18 protein-coding genes are annotated in these 15,570 nt (G+C 65.8%); 2 read left to right on the top strand and 16 right to left on the bottom strand.

The features are described from left to right. Nucleotides 1-5: 5 nt before the first annotated feature. Genes ACN4F8_RS10630 through ACN4F8_RS10600 form a run of 7 tightly spaced genes read right to left on the bottom strand, consistent with a single transcriptional unit; the run spans nt 6 to nt 5,544 of the window. Complete coding sequence (locus tag ACN4F8_RS10630) at nt 6-638, bottom strand: DUF4126 domain-containing protein (RefSeq protein WP_419473566.1); 633 nt, start codon at nt 636-638, stop codon at nt 6-8. Between the two features lie 6 nt (nt 639-644). Continuing rightward, entirely contained in the window at nt 645-1,436 is a 792-nt protein-coding gene (locus ACN4F8_RS10625) for an enoyl-CoA hydratase/isomerase family protein (protein WP_419473565.1), read from the bottom strand. Nucleotides 1,437-1,438: 2 nt separating this feature from the next. After that, nucleotides 1,439-2,659, bottom strand: a complete 1,221-nt coding sequence (locus tag ACN4F8_RS10620; RefSeq protein WP_419473564.1) for an acyl-CoA dehydrogenase family protein — start codon at nt 2,657-2,659, stop codon at nt 1,439-1,441. 31 nt (nt 2,660-2,690) lie between these two features. After that, nucleotides 2,691-3,206, bottom strand: coding sequence for a DinB family protein (locus ACN4F8_RS10615; RefSeq protein ID WP_419473563.1), 516 nt, complete (start codon nt 3,204-3,206; stop codon nt 2,691-2,693). After that, nucleotides 3,194-3,595: a PIN domain-containing protein gene (locus ACN4F8_RS10610; RefSeq protein WP_419473562.1), complete on the bottom strand. Its 402-nt coding sequence runs from the start codon at nt 3,593-3,595 to the stop codon at nt 3,194-3,196. The genes ACN4F8_RS10615 and ACN4F8_RS10610 overlap by 13 nt, the downstream gene beginning before the upstream one ends. After that, the gene (locus ACN4F8_RS10605; protein WP_419473561.1) at nt 3,592-3,879 is read right to left on the bottom strand and encodes a type II toxin-antitoxin system VapB family antitoxin; all 288 of its coding nucleotides are present in this window, start codon (nt 3,877-3,879) and stop codon (nt 3,592-3,594) included. The genes ACN4F8_RS10610 and ACN4F8_RS10605 overlap by 4 nt, the downstream gene beginning before the upstream one ends. Nucleotides 3,880-3,921: 42 nt before the next feature. Further along, a complete protein-coding gene (locus ACN4F8_RS10600; protein WP_419473560.1) occupies nt 3,922-5,544 on the bottom strand; it encodes a carboxyl transferase domain-containing protein in 1,623 nt (540 codons plus the stop codon). A 113-nt stretch (nt 5,545-5,657) separates the two neighbouring features. Between ACN4F8_RS10600 and ACN4F8_RS10595 the strand changes: the two genes are divergently transcribed. Next, nucleotides 5,658-6,710 (top strand): AraC family transcriptional regulator, encoded by a 1,053-nt coding sequence (locus ACN4F8_RS10595; protein WP_419473559.1) that lies wholly within the window; start codon nt 5,658-5,660, stop codon nt 6,708-6,710. Here the strand turns inward: ACN4F8_RS10595 and ACN4F8_RS10590 are convergent. Continuing rightward, a complete protein-coding gene (locus ACN4F8_RS10590) occupies nt 6,684-7,352 on the bottom strand; it encodes an HAD family hydrolase (protein WP_419473558.1) in 669 nt (222 codons plus the stop codon). The two genes, ACN4F8_RS10595 and ACN4F8_RS10590, sit on opposite strands and share 27 nt — an antisense overlap. Further along, the gene (locus tag ACN4F8_RS10585; RefSeq protein WP_419473557.1) at nt 7,349-7,723 is read right to left on the bottom strand and encodes a YchJ family protein; all 375 of its coding nucleotides are present in this window, start codon (nt 7,721-7,723) and stop codon (nt 7,349-7,351) included. Before ACN4F8_RS10585 ends, ACN4F8_RS10590 begins: the two co-directional genes overlap by 4 nt. Nucleotides 7,724-7,861: 138 nt before the next feature. Here ACN4F8_RS10585 and ACN4F8_RS10580 point away from each other — a divergent pair, with 138 nt between their 5' ends. Then, nucleotides 7,862-8,566: a glutathione S-transferase N-terminal domain-containing protein gene (locus tag ACN4F8_RS10580; protein WP_419473556.1), complete on the top strand. Its 705-nt coding sequence runs from the start codon at nt 7,862-7,864 to the stop codon at nt 8,564-8,566. A gap of 114 nt (nt 8,567-8,680) precedes the next feature. Here ACN4F8_RS10580 and ACN4F8_RS10575 read toward each other — a convergent pair whose 3' ends face one another. From ACN4F8_RS10575 to ACN4F8_RS10545, 7 genes are all read right to left on the bottom strand, one after another. Beyond that, nucleotides 8,681-10,141 carry a TrkH family potassium uptake protein gene (locus ACN4F8_RS10575; RefSeq protein ID WP_419473555.1) on the bottom strand — a complete coding sequence of 487 codons (1,461 nt, stop codon included), beginning with the start codon at nt 10,139-10,141 and terminating at the stop codon, nt 8,681-8,683. An 11-nt stretch (nt 10,142-10,152) separates the two neighbouring features. Further along, nucleotides 10,153-11,544, bottom strand: coding sequence for a Trk system potassium transporter TrkA (trkA, locus tag ACN4F8_RS10570; protein ID WP_419473554.1), 1,392 nt, complete (start codon nt 11,542-11,544; stop codon nt 10,153-10,155). A 255-nt stretch (nt 11,545-11,799) separates the two neighbouring features. After that, nucleotides 11,800-12,924 carry an acyl-CoA dehydrogenase family protein gene (locus ACN4F8_RS10565; protein WP_419473553.1) on the bottom strand — a complete coding sequence of 375 codons (1,125 nt, stop codon included), beginning with the start codon at nt 12,922-12,924 and terminating at the stop codon, nt 11,800-11,802. Between the two features lie 32 nt (nt 12,925-12,956). Next, entirely contained in the window at nt 12,957-13,244 is a 288-nt protein-coding gene (locus ACN4F8_RS10560) for a type II toxin-antitoxin system RelE family toxin (protein ID WP_419473552.1), read from the bottom strand. Next, nucleotides 13,241-13,492, bottom strand: coding sequence for a hypothetical protein (locus tag ACN4F8_RS10555; protein WP_419473551.1), 252 nt, complete (start codon nt 13,490-13,492; stop codon nt 13,241-13,243). Before ACN4F8_RS10555 ends, ACN4F8_RS10560 begins: the two co-directional genes overlap by 4 nt. Nucleotides 13,493-13,557: 65 nt before the next feature. Then, the gene (locus ACN4F8_RS10550) at nt 13,558-14,742 is read right to left on the bottom strand and encodes an acetyl-CoA C-acyltransferase (RefSeq protein WP_419473550.1); all 1,185 of its coding nucleotides are present in this window, start codon (nt 14,740-14,742) and stop codon (nt 13,558-13,560) included. Between the two features lie 29 nt (nt 14,743-14,771). Continuing rightward, a partial coding sequence (locus ACN4F8_RS10545) for an isocitrate dehydrogenase kinase/phosphatase-domain containing protein (RefSeq protein ID WP_419473549.1) occupies nt 14,772-15,570 on the bottom strand: 799 nt, incomplete at its 5' end.

The raw sequence follows: 15,570 nt of genomic DNA, 5'->3' as shown, positions 1-15,570 counted from the left end.
TGCAATCAGTCAGCGACTCTAGCCGAGCCAGCAAAGAGGCCGCGCGCTCGGCGAAACACCGCGCGCAGGAATTTGAAGAGCATCCAGGTGACGATCCACATCAGCACCACGGTGATGAGCAGCAACACGCCGAAAGCGATGGGGTGGTTGGTGGCCAGCCACACGGCGCCGACCACCAGGCCGTCTTCGACCAGGCTCATGGCGATGTTGGAGAAAGGCTCGGGCGAGGCGTTGATGGCCGCGCGGGTGGTGGTCTTGGCGGCCTGGCTGGTGGCCGCGAGCGAGCCGCCCAGGAGCGCGGCGGCCAGGGCAGCCGTGCCACTGTCGGCACCGAACACGCCCGCCGCGAGAGCGGCACCGGCGGGGATGCGCACCACGCTGTTGACCATGTCCCACAGCGAATCCACCACCGGAATCTTGTCGGCAAAGAACTCGATGAACAGCATGAAGCCGCTGGCCCCGAGCAGCGCGGGGTGCTGCAGCACCTGCAGGCCGGCGGGCAGCTCCATCCAGCCCAGCGCACCGGCCACGCCCACCAGAAACACCACCGCGTAAAGACGGAAACCACTGGCCCAGCCGAGCGCGCCGGCCAGGGCCAGCAGCTCGGGGGTGCCCAGGGAGGCGAGGGCTTCCGTCATGGCCGATCAGCCTTGGGGCAACCAGCCGGGCGCGCGTTTGCCCAGGAAGGATTGCAGGCCTTCGCGGCCTTCGTCACTGGCGCGGATGTCGGCGATGCGGCGCGCGGTCTCGCTGCGCAGCTCGGCCGTGATGGGCACACCGCTCACATCGCGCACCAGGCGTTTGCATTCACGCGAAGCCTTCGGCCCGTTGGCCACCAGCGTGGCGACGATCTCGTCGACCTTGGCGTCCAGCGTCTCAGGTGTGGCCAGCTCGTGCACCATGCCCAGCGCGTGCGCACGCACCGCGCTGAAGCGCTCGGCGGTGACCATGTAGCGCCGCGAGGCTTGCACACCCAAGGCTCGTGCCACGTAGGGGCTGATGGTGGCGGGCAGCAGGCCCAGCCGGGCTTCGGACAGGCAGAAGGTCGCGCCCTCCACCGCCACCAACACGTCGCAGATGGCGGCCAGCCCCATGCCGCCGGCGTAACAGTCTCCCTGGATGCGCCCCACCACCGGCACCGGGCACTGGTCCAGCGTCCACAGCATGTCGGCGAGTTTCTGCGCGTCGGCACGGTTCTCGTCCCAGCTGTAGCCGGCCATGGCCTTCATCCAGTTGAGGTCGGCGCCGGCGCAGAAGGCCTTGCCGTGCGCGCCGAGCACGACCACGCGCAGGTCTTCGTCTTTGGACAGCGCTTCAAAGGTGGTGGTCAGCGCGGCGATCACGTCGTCGTTGAACGCGTTGCGCACATCGGGGCGGTTGAGCCACACATGCGCCACATGGGCGCTGGGGCGGGTCACATCCAGCACGTTGCTCATGGTCAGTACCTCTTGGCCACTTCTTCGAGCATCACCTCGGTGGCACCGCCGCCGATGGCGAGCACGCGCGCGTCGCGCCACAGGCGCTCGATCGCCGTCTCGCGGATGAAGCCCATGCCGCCGTGGAACTGCTGGCAGGTCTGCACCACCTCGTTGACCAGCTCGCCGGTCAGCGCCTTGAGCATGGAGACCTCCTGCACGATGTCGTGGCCCTGCGTGAAAGGTCCCGAGCCCCCACGCTCCCCCGCTTCGCGCGGTCCGCTGCCCCCCGAGGGGGCTGGCGAGCCTTGGGGCTGCCCGGCGGCGCGCCAGGCGCAGTGGTACATGAACTGGCGCGCAGCGCGCACCTTGGCGTCCAGCATCGAGAGGCGCTGACGAATGGTCTGCTGGTCCCACAGCGTGGCACCGAAGGCCTGGCGCTGGCGCACGTGGTCCAGCGTGATCTTGAGCGCCTGTGTGCAATGGCCGATGGCCATGGCGCCCAGGGCAATGCGCTCGGTCTGGAAATTTTTCATCACCGAGTAAAAGCCCTTGCCCTCTTCGCCCAGCAGGTTCTCTGCGGGGATGCGCACGTTGTCGAACACGAGCTCGGCCGTGTCGCTGGAGAGCCAGCCCGTTTTCTTGAGCGCACGGCCCACGGTGAACCCCGGCGTGCCTTTTTCGACGATGAACATCGACATGTCGTGCCGCGCGGTGCCGGTCTTGGCGGCCACGAAGTACAGGTCGCCGTGCACACCGTTGGTGATGAACATCTTGGTGCCGTTGATGACCCACTCGTCGCCATCTCGGCGGGCGGTGGTGCGCATGCCGGCCACGTCCGAGCCGGCGCCGGGCTCGCTGATGCCCACCGCCGTGATCAGTTCTCCCGCTGTGACCTTGGGCAGGTACTTGGCCTTCTGCGCCGGGGTGCCGGCGTGGTGCAGGTGCGGGCCGGCCATGTCGGTGTGCACGAGCACGGTGATGATGAAACCGGCGAAGGTGCTTTGGGACAGCGCTTCGGCGAACACCAGATTGGTCATGGCGTCGGCGTCGGCACCGCCATATTTCTCTTCAAAGGCGATGCCGAGCAAACCGGCCTGGCCCATGCGGCGCAACACATCGCGCGGCACCATGCCGGTCTCTTCCCAGGCCGCTGCGTGCGGCTCCACCTCGCGCTCCAGAAAACGCGCCACCTGGTCGCGCAGCAGTTCGTGGTCGGGGTTGTCGTAGATGGTGGCGGTCATGGGTGTGTCTCGTTCGTTGTGGTTGTGGTGGTCAGGTGCTCTGCTGCAAAAAGAACACCAGATCCAGCTCGGGTGCGGGTTGCCCGAGCATGGTGAGCGCTGCGCTGATCTGGCCGCGGTGGTGCGTGCCGTGGTTGAACACGTGGGCCAGCGTGGCAGCGAACGGCAGGCTCATGGCCTGACCGCGCATGTTGGTGTAGGCCAGCTTTCCGTCAAAACGCTCGGCGGGCCAACTGGTGATCAGCGGCTCCCACACCTTGGCGCCGCCCTTGAGTGCCTGGCCCAGGCGGTCGCGCTCGGGCTCGACTTCCATGTCCAGCTCCAACTTTGGCGACTCACCCCGCGCAAAGCGCCGCTGCCACAGCATGTGCTCGCCCACCAGCAGGTGGTTGAGCGTGCCGTGGATGCTCTTGAAGAACAGGCGCAGATCGCGCCGGTAGTCGAACTCGTTGACCGGTTCGATGGCCGCGATCAAACGTTCGGTGGCCCACACGTTGTAGCGGGCCAGTTGTACGAAGTGGGCTTGCCAGGGGCTCAATGCGGCCATGTGTCCAGTCCTCCCAAGACCTTGAGTGATTCGAAATCGGCGTCGCGGTGCAACAGCAAGTGGCCGTGTGTCATGCAGTAGCTGGCGAGCAGCACGTCGATGGGGCTGCGCACGGTGCGGCCTTGGGCGCGTAGCCGGCGATACACGCTGGCCGCGCTCAAGGCGTTGTCCAACCCACCGATTTCAACCACCGTTGTACTGAGCAGCAAGGCTTGCGCCTCCCGCTGTGCCCGGGCATTGGTGAAGCCACGCAGCACTTCAAACACCACAAGGTCGGCCACGCCCAATTCTTCTTCTGACCGTTCCAGCAGCAGATCGAGGTATTCGGTCTGGCCGGTTTTGTCGCCCCGGAAGTAGTCGATCCAGACGCTGGAGTCCACCAGGGTCATGGCTGTTCACCTGGCTTGGCGCTGTAGGGTGCCCCTGGCTCTTGCAAGGTGGGTGCTGCCGGGTTGGCCGCGGCCTGCTCGGCAAGCTCTGCCCTGTGTTTGGCCCAGGCTTCGTCCGAGTCGTCCCAGAACAAGGTGCCCCGGGCAGCGCGAATGGCCGCATACGCTTTGCGCCGCTTGAGCATGCGCAAGCCCTCTTCAACCGCTTCGCGCTTGGTTTTGAAGTCACCGCTGGCCATGACATCGGCCATGAGCTTGTCGTCAATGACGATATTGGTTCGCATGACAAATTCCTTGATGTGTATGAAATCGACAAATCATACACATCACATGCGGAAAACACCAAACTTCGGCTCGCCGATGGGCGTGTTGAGCGCGGCTGAAAGCGCCAGGCCGAGCACGCGGCGCGTGTCGGCCGGGTCGATCACGCCGTCGTCCCACAGGCGGGCGCTGGAGTAGTAGGGGTGCGACTGGTGGGCGAACTGGTCGAGCACCGGCTGTTTGAACGCCGCCTCTTCCTCGGCACTCCAGGTGCCGCCGCGGGCCTCGATACCGTCGCGCTTGACGGTGGCCAGCACGCCGGCGGCCTGCTCGCCGCCCATGACGCAGATGCGGGCGTTGGGCCACATCCAGAGGAAACGCGGGCTGTAGGCGCGGCCACACATGCCGTAGTTGCCGGCGCCGTAGCTGCCGCCGATGATCACGGTGAACTTGGGCACGCTGGCGGTGGCCACGGCCGTGACCATCTTGGCGCCGTGGCGCGCGATGCCCTCGCTCTCGTACTTCTTGCCGACCATGAAGCCGGTGATGTTCTGCAGGAACAGCAGCGGCACCTTGCGCTGGCAGCACAGCTCGATGAAGTGCGCCCCCTTCTGCGCGCTCTCGGAGAACAGCACGCCGTTGTTGGCGACGATGCCGATGGGCATGCCTTCGATGTGCGCGAAGCCGCAGACCAGCGTGGCGCCGAAGCGCGCCTTGAATTCATGGAACTCGCTGCCGTCGACGATGCGCGCAATGATCTCGCGCACGTCGTAGGGTTTGCGCGTGTCGGTGGGGATCACGCCGTAAATCTCTTCGGTGGGATACAGCGGTGCGCGCGGCTCGCGCAGCGCCTGCGTGGCGATCTTGCGTTTGTTGAGCGTGGCCACGGCCTGGCGCGCCAGGGCGAGAGCGTGCGCGTCGTTCTGCGCCAGGTGGTCGGCCACACCCGAGAGGCGCGTGTGCACATCGCCACCGCCCAGGTCTTCGGCGCTCACGATCTCGCCGATGGCCGCCTTCACCAGCGGCGGGCCACCGAGGAAGATGGTGCCCTGGTTCTTGACGATGATGGTCTCGTCGCTCATGGCCGGCACATACGCGCCGCCGGCCGTGCACGAGCCCATGACCACGGCGATCTGCGCGATGCCGTTGGCCGACATGTTGGCCTGGTTGTAGAAGATGCGGCCGAAGTGGTCGCGATCAGGGAACACATCATCTTGATTGGGCAGGTTGGCGCCGCCCGAGTCCACCAGGTAGATGCAGGTGAGGTTGTTCTGCATCGCCACTTCTTGGGCGCGCAGGTGTTTCTTCACCGTCATGGGGTAGTAGGTGCCGCCCTTGACCGTGGCGTCGTTGCAGACGATCAGGCAGTCGACGCCGCTGACGCGGCCGATGCCGGTGATCACGCCGGCGCAAGGAGCGCTGTCGGTGCCGTCGCGGTCCGGGTACATGTTGAGCGCGGCCAGCGGGCTCAACTCCAGAAACGGCGTGCCCGGATCCAGCAGCATCTGCACGCGGTCGCGCGGCAGCAGCTTGCCGCGTTGGGTGTGTTTGGCGCGCGCGGCTTCGCCGCCGCCGAAGGTGGACTTGGCCACCTGCGCCCGCAGCTCCTCCACCACGGCGCGCATGGCGGCGGCGTTGGCCTGAAAGTCGGCAGAGCGGGCGTTGAGTTGTGTCTCCAGGGTCGACATGGTGCGGTCCTGTCAGGTTGTCTTGTGGGGAATGGATCATTCTGGCGGATTGCACCGGGGCCGTGTCGGTCACTTGGGTTGCAAATGCTGCCAACGCCCCTGAAAATCCGGGTATGTCCCAAGCAGCTCTTCGCCGCTCAACTCCGCTGCCCGACGCTGCCCGCCTGCTCGGCGGTCCGGCACTCACGCCCATGGCATTGATCCGGGCCATGGTGCTGGCCTACGAGGCGCGTGGCATGGACCCATCAGACGCGCTGGAGCAGGCACAAATAACGCCAGCGCAACTCAAAAAACCCGGTGCCAGCATCACCGCGACACAGATGGAAGTGATCTCGGGCGCCGCCATGCGCGAACTCGACGACGAAGGCCTGGGCTGTTTCGCCCGGCCCCTGCCCTGGGGCAGCTACGGCCTGCTGGCGCGCGCCTCGCTCTCCAGCCCAGCGCTGGGCGTGGCACTCAAGCGCTGGTGCCGCCACCACGGCCTGCTGGCGCCCGACGCCACGCTGACGGTGGAGGTGAATGGCGAAGTGGCCAGCATCGCGATGCGCCTGCACCGCGATCCCGGCCCCATGGCCGAACTCTGTGCGGTCTCGCTGCTGCGCAACATCCACGGTCTGGCGAGCTGGTACGTGGACTCGCGCGTCGCCCTGCTCGGCGCCCAGTTTGCGTACGCCGCGCCGCGCCACGCCGAGGCCTACGCCGTGTTGTTCGACGGGCCGACCCGGTTCGATGCGGACCACGCCGCCATTCACTTCGACGCGCGCTACCTGAGCCTGCCGGTGCGGCGCAACGAGGCCGCCATGAACCAGCTGCTGCAGCGCGCCTTGCCCCTGACCGTGCGCTCGTTCCGGCGCGACCGCCTGCTGGTGCAGCGTGTGCGCCAGTTGCTGGCCAGCCGCCCGCAAGACGCGCACAACGCCAACGACCTGGCCGCGCTGCTCAACACCTCACCGCGCACGCTGCACCGGCAACTGAAAGACGAAGGCGCGTCGCTGCAGAGCCTGAAGGACGAGGTGCGCCGGCAGCTCGCCACCGAACTGCTGCTGCGCAGCCACAAGCCCATCAAGCAGGTGGCCGAGGCGGCGGGGTTTTTGAACGAGAAGAGTTTCATCCGCGCCTTCAAGGGCTGGACGGGGCAATCACCCGGCGAGTGGCGAGGGCAGTGAACCGAGCAGGTCGTGCATGCGGTGGAACACGCGGTGCACGGGCAATCCGTCGAACGCGCGGCCGTGGCCTTCCGGGCAGTAGCCCCACACGGTTGCGCCCGCCGCCAAACCAGCCTGAGCACCTGTGCCCGTGTCTTCGATCACCAGGCAGCGCGCCGGGTCGGCACCCAGGTGCGCTGCAGCGGCGAGGTACACGTCGGGCGCGGGCTTGGATCGGGGCTGGTCGTGCCCACTGAAGATGCGGTCGCCAAAGTAGGGCTGCATGCCCGCCATCTCGATCTGCATCACGACCTTGGGCCGGTCGGCCCCTGAAGCGCAAGCGATGCGGCCACCGGTGTGGCGGTGCGCGGCCATCACCACGTCGATGGCACCCTGCACCGGCTGCAATTCGGCGCGCAACCGCGCATCGCGCCGGGCATAAAACGCCCGCATCCATGCTTCGGTCAGCGGTTGGCCGGTCTCGGCCTCGATGCGAGCACGCTCGTCGCGCACCGCCTTGCCGATGAAGATCTGCATGCACTCCGCCTGTGTGATCGCCCAGCCACTCTCGTTGAGCACTTCGCGCAGCACGCCGTTGGTGATGGGCTCGCTGTCCACCAGCACGCCGTCGCAATCAAACAGAACACCCTCGAATTGCGTCACAAAAGATCTCCATCCACATAGAACCAATGTCCGCCTTCGCGCACGAAGCGGCTGCGCTCGTGCAGGCGTTGTCCACGGCCCTGCAGCCGCGAACGCGCGACGAACTCCACTTCGGCGTGTGAGTCGTCGATGGGCGTGTGCCGCTTCACCGCCAGCCCCAGCCATTTCACGCCGACCTCCAGTTCGATGGAAGCCGGGCGCGTGCTCACATGCCAGGTGGCCAGCAGGTGCGCTGCATCGCCACGCACGAACGCGGTGTAGCGCGAGCGCATGAGCGATCCGGCGTCGGGCGCGGCCACACCGGTGCCGATGTAGCGGGCGCAGCAGGTTTGAAAGCCGGCGCTGCGGCCGCAGGGGCAGGGGTCTCTCATGAAGCGGGGGACGTGGTGCCGGGAGCGGGTTTGAACGGCGAGGGCGTGGGCATGTGCAGCCGATTATCGATGTCCTTGCAGCGCCCGGGTCATGCGGGCCGGGTGTTCAATGCGGCTCTCGCTCACGAAGGAACCCACATGACATCGCTCGACAGTTTCCCCATCACCCAGAAGTGGCCCGCACAGCATCCCGACCGCCTGCAGCTGTATTCGCTGCCCACGCCCAACGGTGTGAAGGTCTCGATCCTGCTGGAGGAAACCGGCCTGCCCTACGAGCCGCACCTGGTGAGCTTCGAGACCAACGACCAGATGTCGCCGGCCTTTCTCTCGCTCAACCCGAACAACAAGATCCCGGCCATCCTCGACCCCGACGGGCCGGGCGGCAAGCCGCTGGCGTTGTTCGAGTCGGGCGCCATTCTGGTCTACCTGGCCGAAAAGACCGGGCAGTTCCTGCCCAAAGATCCGGCGGCCCGCTACGAGACGCTGCAGTGGCTGATGTTCCAGATGGGGGGCGTGGGCCCGATGTTTGGCCAGCTCGGTTTCTTCCACAAGTTCGCCGGCAAGGACTTTGAAGACAAACGCCCACGCGACCGCTACGCCGCCGAGACCAAACGCTTGCTGGGTGTGCTGAACCAGCGCATGACCGGGCGCGACTGGATCATGGGCCAGGAGTACACGATCGCCGACATTGCCATCTGGCCCTGGGTGCGCAACCTGGTGGGCTTCTATGGCGCGGGCGATCTGGTGGGGTTCAGCGAGTTTGCCGAGCTGCCGCGCGTGCTGGACGCCTTTGGCGCACGGCCTGCCGTGCAACGCGGCCTGACCATCCCCGCTAGAAGCTGAAGCGCAACGAGTGAGCCACCTCCAACCACGGATGCCGCGGAACTGGCTTTGCCAGGCCGCAGGCATCGCCCCCTTGAGGGGGTGACGCGCTGAAAGCGCGGCGCGGGGGTGAGCCTACTTTCTCCAGAAGTGACCCGTGAACAAAACCAATACCGTCAGCAGCTCAAGCCGGCCCAGCAGCATCGCAAACGTGCACACCCAGATCTGAAAGCTGTTGAGCACGCCGAAGTTGCTCGATGGCCCCACCTCACCCAGGCCGGGGCCGATGTTGTTGACGGTGGCGATCACGGCGGAAAACGCGGTCACGATGTCCAGTCCGGTGAACAGCAGCACCATGGTCAGGCCCATGGTGACCGCGCCGTAGATCAGCATGTAGCCCAGCACGGCGGTCATGACCGAGGTGGGCATGATGGCGCCGCCCAGCGTGACCGGGTTGACCACACGCGGATGCACGATGCGCACCAGCTCGCGCCGCGCCTGCTTGATCAGCAGCACCATGCGCACCAGCTTGATGCCGCCACCGGTGGAGCCGGCGCACGACACGAAGCACCCCAGGAACATGAGCAGCACCGGCGCAAACACCGGCCACTGTGCGTAGTCGGTCGATGCATAGCCGGTGGTGGTGGCCACCGACACCACATGGAACGCACTGGTGCGCAAGGCCTCGGGGAAGTCGGGGATCACGCCATGTGCGCTGAGCAGGATGGCCACCAGCAGCACCGACACGACCAGCACGCTCACATAGGTGCGGATCTCGCGGTCGTTGGTGAGGGGGCGCAGCGATCGGTGGCGCAGCACAATGAAATAGCGCATGAAGCTCACACCGGCGAGCACCATGAAGACCGTGGCCACAGCCTCGATCTTCGGTGAGTCCCAGTAACCGAAGCTCGCGTCGTGCGACGAGAACCCCCCCAGACCCATGGTGGTGCACATGTGCATGAAAGCGTCGGCCCAGCTCATGCCGGCCCAGCGGTAGGCCAGCATGCAGGCCACCGAAAACAGCACATACACCCCCCAAAGCCCGCGCGCGGTCTCGGAAATGCGCGGCGTGAACTTGGTGTCTTTCATGGGCCCGGGCGTCTCGGCCCGGTAGAGCTGCACCCCGCCCAGCCCCAGCAACGGCAACACCGCCACCACCAGCAGCATGATGCCCAGCCCGCCCACCAGCTGCAGGAAGCAGCGCCACACGTTCACCGACACGGGCAAATTGTCCAGCCCCGAGAGCGCCGTGGCCCCAGTGGCGGTGAGCGCGCTCATGGATTCAAAGTAGGCCTTGGTCCAGCCGATGTCGGGCACGGTGAACATGAGCGGCGCCGCCGCGAACGCGGGCAACAAGGTCCACACCAGATTGACCAGCAAAAAACCGTCCTTGGCCTGCAGCTCGCGGCGGAACCGGTGGGTGGCGCGCCACAGCAGCACACCGCAGGTGGTGGTGAAGGCGAAGCCGTAGGCCCACACCAGCGCATGGTGGCGCTCGTCCAGGAACCAGGCCCAGGCCAGCGGCACCAGGAAAGCGGGCGCGAACGCCAGCAGGATGCGCGAGAACACGGCAAGAACGGGCAGCAGGCTGTACACGGCGTGAGGCCTCAGCCGAAGAAAGTGGCGCCGACCTGGAACAGCCGCTCGACCTCGCGCACCAGGCGCTTGTTGGGGATGAACATGACGATGTGGTCGTCGGTCTCGATCACGGTGTCGTGGTGCGGCATGAGCACTTCCGACTTGTTGCCCTCACCCCGCACGATGGCGCCGATGCGCACACCCTTGGGCAGTTTGAGTTCCTCGACCTTTCGGCCCACCAGCTTGCTGGTCTTCACATCACCGCGCGCAATCCCTTCGAGCGCTTCGGCCGCGCCGCGGCGCAGGCTGTGCACGGCGGCCACGTCGCCGCGCCGCAGGTGCGTGAGCAGCTCGCCGATCACGGTTTGCGAGGGCGAGATCGCGATGTCGATCGTGCTGCCCTGCATCATGTCGGCATAGGCGCGGCGGTTGATGAGCGCCATGACGCGCCCGGCGCCCATGCGCTTGGCCAGCATGGCCGACATGATGTTGTCCTCGTCGTCGCTGGTGAGCGCGAGAAACATGTCCATCTCGCCCACGCTTTCTTCGAGCAACAGGTCTTCGTCGGCGCCGTCGCCATTGAGGATGAGCATGCTCGACGGCAACTGGCTGGCCAGGTATTCGCAGCGCGACTTGTAGCGCTCGATGATCTTCACCTGGCACTGACCCTGCAGCGAGCGCGCCAGGCGCAAACCGACCTTGCCACCGCCGGCGATCATGATGCGCTTGACCGGCTCATCGATGTTGTGGATGGCACCGAGCACATAGCGGATCTTCTGCGTGTCGGCCAGCACGAACACCTCGTCGCCAGCCAGGATGCGCGTGTTCTTGTTGGCCTCCATCTCGGTGTCGAGCCGGTACAGGGCCACCACGCGCATCTCGGCATGGGGAAACCGGTCGCGGAACTCGCCGATGGTGTGGCCAACCAGCGAGCCGCCGTGCGTGGCGCGCACCGCGATCAGGCTGGCGCGGCCGTCGGCGAACTCCAGCACCTGCAGCGCCTCGGGGTAGCTGATGAGCTGGTGCAGGTAACGCATGACCGACTCTTCGGGACAGATCACGTGGTCCACCGCAAAGCCGTTTTTGCCGAGCAGCTCGTCGCCTTCCGTGAACTCGGGCGAGCGCAGCCGGGCGATGGTGCTGGGCACGTTGAAGATGTCGTGCGCCACCTTGCAGACCACGAGGTTGGTCTCATCGTTGGCGGCGCAGGCGATCACCATGTCGGCGTCTTTGGCGCCCGCTTCCCTCAACACCGAGGGCTGGATGCCGTTGCCCACCACGCCTCTCAGGTCAATCCGCTCTTCCAGGCTGCGCAGCCGGGCGGGGTCCATGTCGATGACGGTGATGTCGTTCTGCTCGGAGACCAGGCTTTCCGCCACGCTCTCGCCGACTCGGCCGGCACCCAGGATGATGATGTTCATGGTGAGGGATGGTACCCCCCGCGCCGCCTGCGGCGTCACCCCCCCGGGGGCGATGCCTGTGGCCCGGCAGAGCCGGTTCCACGGCATCCTGGACAAAAAACGTGTCGCGCCGGACAGGGTAGTGGCCGCGCTGCATGCCTTCCAACCAGGGGCCCGGAGCGCGTGACTGAACCGGGAGATGCCGAGGAACCGGCTTTGCCGGGCCACTGGCATCGTCCCCCTTTCAGGGGGAAGCCGCGTCAGCGGCGCAGGGGGTCACAACCCTCGTGAAATGATGATCTTCTGAATGTCCGACGTGCCTTCATAAATCTGGCACACCCGCACATCCCGGTAGATGCGCTCCACCGGAAAGTCGCTCACATAACCGTACCCACCAAACACCTGAATGGCAGCGGTACAAACCGCCTCGGCCATTTCGCTGGCAAACAGCTTGGCCATCGCGGCTTCTTTCAAACAGGGCTGACCCGCATCGCGCAAGGCCGCTGCGTGGTGCGTGAGCGCGCGCGCCGCCTCGATCTGTGTCGCCATGTCCGCCAGGCGAAACCCCACCGCCTGGTGGTTGAAGATCGGCTGGCCAAAACTGGAGCGGTCTTTGGAATAAGCCAGCGCACATTCAAACGCACTGCGCGCCATGCCGATGCTCTGCGCAGCGATGCCGATGCGTCCGCCTTCGAGCGCCGAGAGTGCGATTTTGTAGCCCTCGCCCTCGGCACCGATCAGGTTCTCCGCCGGAATGCGGCAGTTGTCGAAATTGATCTGCGCCGTGTCGCTGCTGTGCTGGCCCAACTTGTCTTCCAGACGCGCGACCACATAACCCGGCGTGCTGGTGGGCACCACAAACGCGCTCATGCCCTTCTTGCCCGCGCCCTTGTCGGTGACCGCGATCACGATCGCAAGCTGCCCGTTCTTGCCGCTGGTGATGAACTGCTTGACGCCGTTGAGCACGTACTCGTCACCCTCCTTCACCGCCGTGGTGCGAAGCGCCGAGGCGTCCGAGCCCACGTGCGGTTCGGTCAAGCAGAACACGCCCAGCATCTGGCCGGCGGCCAGTGGGCGCAGCCACTGCTCTTGTTGCTGCGCATTGCCGTAGCGCATCAGGATCGCGTTGACCGGGCAATTGGTGACCGAGATCGCGGTGCTGGTGCCGCCGTCGCCGGCCGCGATTTCTTCGAGCACCACGGCCAGCGTCACATAGTCCAGCCCCGCGCCACCCAGCGCCTCGGGCACGCAGATGCCGTAGGCGCCGAGTTCGGCCAGGCCCTTGTGCACATCGGTCGGAAAGTGGTGCTCCTTGTCCCACTTCGCCGCGTGCGGCCAAAGCTGCTCCTGAGCAAAGCTGCGCACCGCGTCGCGGATCATGAGTTGGTCTTGGTTGAGCATGGCGAGATGGCGTTCCTGGTGGGGGCCGTGTGTCAAACACGTCCCTGCAGCAAGTCATACACATCGTCGCGCGAACTGATGGCCACGATGGTGAGCTGCCGGGTGAGGTCGTTGACGTGATAGGCCAGCCGGTACTGGGGTGTGGTGATCTTGATCTTGTAGAGGTCGGGCGCCCCATGCAGGGCGTCCTTCACCACCCGGGGGTGGTTCAGCCGTTCCTTGGCCAACTTCTGCTTGAAGCGCTTCTTGATGCTTTCATCCAGCCTTGCCCATTCGCGCTCGGCCTCCGGGTGGATGGCCAGACCGTAGGGCTTGCTCACAGGTCCTCAAGCGAGATCGGGCGAGCCTTGTCCAGCGAGCCGAGTCGGGCAACAGCCTTGGTGGCCACCACGCGATCAGCCAGTTGGTCAAGCACGCGCTCCATCCAGGCATTGGAGACGATGTAGCCAGCGGGCTTGTTGTGGTTGAGCACCACCATGGCTTCGTCCCCGGCCTGCTCGAACACGCGCGCGGGCGCCTCCCGAAGTTCCGAGATGCCGACACTGGTGCGGGCTAACAAGGCGTCCATGGCGTTTCCTTTCGACGAAATTTCGTTGAATTTTAGTGGATTTTTATGTTGGTCGCTGGCCCGCTTCACACCAACTCGATCGCCATGGCGGTGGCCTCACCGCCGCCGATGCACAAAGTAGCCACGCCCTTCTTGCCGCCGCGCGCCTGCAGCGCATGGATCAGCGTGACCAGGATGCGCGCGCCGCTGGCGCCGATGGGGTGGCCCAGCGCGCAGGCGCCGCCGTTGACGTTGACTTTCTCGTGCGGAATGCTCAGCTCGGTCATGAGCGCCATCGGCACCACCGCGAAGGCTTCGTTGATCTCCCAAAGGTCCACCTCGTTCACGCTCCAGCCGGTCTTGGCCAGCAGCTTCTGCGTGGCGCCCACCGGGGCGGTGGCAAACCAGTTGGGTTCCTGCGCGTGGGTGCTGTGCGCCACGATGCGCGCCAGCGGTTTGAGGCCCTGGGCCTTCGCGGTGGACTCGCGCATCAGCACCAGCGCGGCGGCGCCGTCGTTGATGGACGAGCTGGACGCGGCGGTGATGGTGCCGTCCTTCTTGAACGCGGGCTTGAGGCTGGTGACCTTGTCGAGCTTGACCTTGCCCGGGCCTTCGTCGGTGCTCACCACCCGCTCGCCGCTGCGGTCTTTCACCGTCACGGGGGTGATCTCTGCAGCGAAGGCACCGCTCTCGGTGGCGGCCTTGGCGCGCGTGACGGACGCAATGGCGAACGCGTCCTGCTGCTCGCGGGTGAAGCTGTATTTGGCCGCGCAGTCTTCGCCGAAGGTGCCCATGGAGCGGCCAGCCTCATAAGCGTCTTCGAGGCCGTCGAGCATCATGTGGTCGAAGATCTTGTCGTGGCCCATGCGGTAGCCGCCGCGGCCTTTCTGCAGCAAATACGGCGCGTTGGTCATGCTCTCCATGCCGCCGGCCACCATCACGGTGGCGCTGCCAGCGGCGAGCATGTCGTGCGCCAGCATGGTGGCCTTCATGCCGGAGCCGCACATCTTGGACAGCGTGACCGCACCGGCCGATTTCGGCAGCCCGCCCTTGAACGCGGCCTGACGCGCGGGCGCCTGGCCCTGGCCGGCCATCAGGCAGTTGCCGAACAGCACCTCGTCGACCTGCGCCGGGTCCACGCCGCTGCGCTCCATGGCGGCCTTGATGGCGGCGCCACCCAAATCGTGGGCCGAGAGGCTGGCGAAGTCGCTCTGGAACGAGCCCATGGGGGTGCGGGCGGCACCGACGATGACGATTGCGTCTTGGGACATGGTGAATCTCCTGGAGGGTGTGAAAAAGATCAGGCGAGCGCGTGCGACAGAAAACGCCGATCGCGTTCGTAGGGAAAAACGTCGAACACATGGCCGGCGGCGATGCGCTCCTTGTGCGATTGCCAGAACGCGGCATCGAGCAGGTCGGCGTGGTGCTGCATGAACACCTCGCGCACCACCGGGTTGCCCAGCAGAAACGGGCCGAAGGTTTCGGGAAACACGTCGTGCTTGCGCACCGTGTACCAGACCTCGCCCGACATCTCGTCTTCTTCGGTGCGCGGCGCGGGCACGCGGCGGAAGTTGCAGTCGGTGATGTACTCGATCTCGTCGTAGTCGTAGAACACCACCTTGCCGTGGCGCGTGATGCCGAAGTTCTTCCACAGCATGTCGCCAGGGAAGATGTTGGCCGCCACCAGGTCCTTGATCGCGTTGCCGTATTCGATGACCGTGTGCTCGATCTGCGCGCGCGCGCCGGCGTCGAAGGCTTCCTGCAGGTGGATGTTGAGCGGGATCATGCGGCGCTCGATGTAGCAGTGCTTCAAGACCACCTCGGTCGTGCCGTCGCCATCGCGGTCGCTGATCTCCAATTGGCTGGGCGCAAACTTCTGGATTTCGGCGATCAGCTCGTCGGTGAAGCGGTCACGCGGAAAACCCACCTCGGAGAACTCCAGCGTGTCGGCCATGCGGCCCACGCGGTCGTGCTGCTTGACCAGCAGGTACTTGCCGCGGATCTGCTCGCGCGTGGTGTCCTTCTGCGGCGGGTAGAAGTCCTTGATGACCTTGAACACGAACGGAAAGCTCGGCAGGTCAAACACCAGCATGACCATG

Origin of the sequence: Hydrogenophaga sp., assembly GCF_048549895.1 — a bacterium.
Lineage (GTDB): Bacteria > Pseudomonadota > Gammaproteobacteria > Burkholderiales > Burkholderiaceae_C > Hydrogenophaga.
The sequence above is the reverse complement of the archived record's forward strand: the minus strand, read 5'-3'. Positions and strand labels throughout refer to the sequence as shown.

What these genes read in the sequence shown, in the direction of transcription:
- ACN4F8_RS10630 (WP_419473566.1), bottom strand. Translation starts at nt 638, where the DNA reads ATGACGGAAGCCCTCGCCTCCCTGGGCACCCCCGAGCTGCTGGCCCTG.
- ACN4F8_RS10625 (WP_419473565.1), bottom strand. Translation starts at nt 1,436, where the DNA reads ATGAGCAACGTGCTGGATGTGACCCGCCCCAGCGCCCATGTGGCGCAT.
- ACN4F8_RS10620 (WP_419473564.1), bottom strand. Translation starts at nt 2,659, where the DNA reads ATGACCGCCACCATCTACGACAACCCCGACCACGAACTGCTGCGCGAC.
- ACN4F8_RS10615 (WP_419473563.1), bottom strand. Translation starts at nt 3,206, where the DNA reads ATGGCCGCATTGAGCCCCTGGCAAGCCCACTTCGTACAACTGGCCCGC.
- ACN4F8_RS10610 (WP_419473562.1), bottom strand. Translation starts at nt 3,595, where the DNA reads ATGACCCTGGTGGACTCCAGCGTCTGGATCGACTACTTCCGGGGCGAC.
- ACN4F8_RS10605 (WP_419473561.1), bottom strand. Translation starts at nt 3,879, where the DNA reads ATGCGAACCAATATCGTCATTGACGACAAGCTCATGGCCGATGTCATG.
- ACN4F8_RS10600 (WP_419473560.1), bottom strand. Translation starts at nt 5,544, where the DNA reads ATGTCGACCCTGGAGACACAACTCAACGCCCGCTCTGCCGACTTTCAG.
- ACN4F8_RS10595 (WP_419473559.1), top strand. Translation starts at nt 5,658, where the DNA reads ATGTCCCAAGCAGCTCTTCGCCGCTCAACTCCGCTGCCCGACGCTGCC.
- ACN4F8_RS10585 (WP_419473557.1), bottom strand. Translation starts at nt 7,723, where the DNA reads ATGAGAGACCCCTGCCCCTGCGGCCGCAGCGCCGGCTTTCAAACCTGC.
- ACN4F8_RS10580 (WP_419473556.1), top strand. Translation starts at nt 7,862, where the DNA reads ATGACATCGCTCGACAGTTTCCCCATCACCCAGAAGTGGCCCGCACAG.
- trkA (WP_419473554.1), bottom strand. Translation starts at nt 11,544, where the DNA reads ATGAACATCATCATCCTGGGTGCCGGCCGAGTCGGCGAGAGCGTGGCG.
- ACN4F8_RS10565 (WP_419473553.1), bottom strand. Translation starts at nt 12,924, where the DNA reads ATGCTCAACCAAGACCAACTCATGATCCGCGACGCGGTGCGCAGCTTT.
- ACN4F8_RS10555 (WP_419473551.1), bottom strand. Translation starts at nt 13,492, where the DNA reads ATGGACGCCTTGTTAGCCCGCACCAGTGTCGGCATCTCGGAACTTCGG.
- ACN4F8_RS10550 (WP_419473550.1), bottom strand. Translation starts at nt 14,742, where the DNA reads ATGTCCCAAGACGCAATCGTCATCGTCGGTGCCGCCCGCACCCCCATG.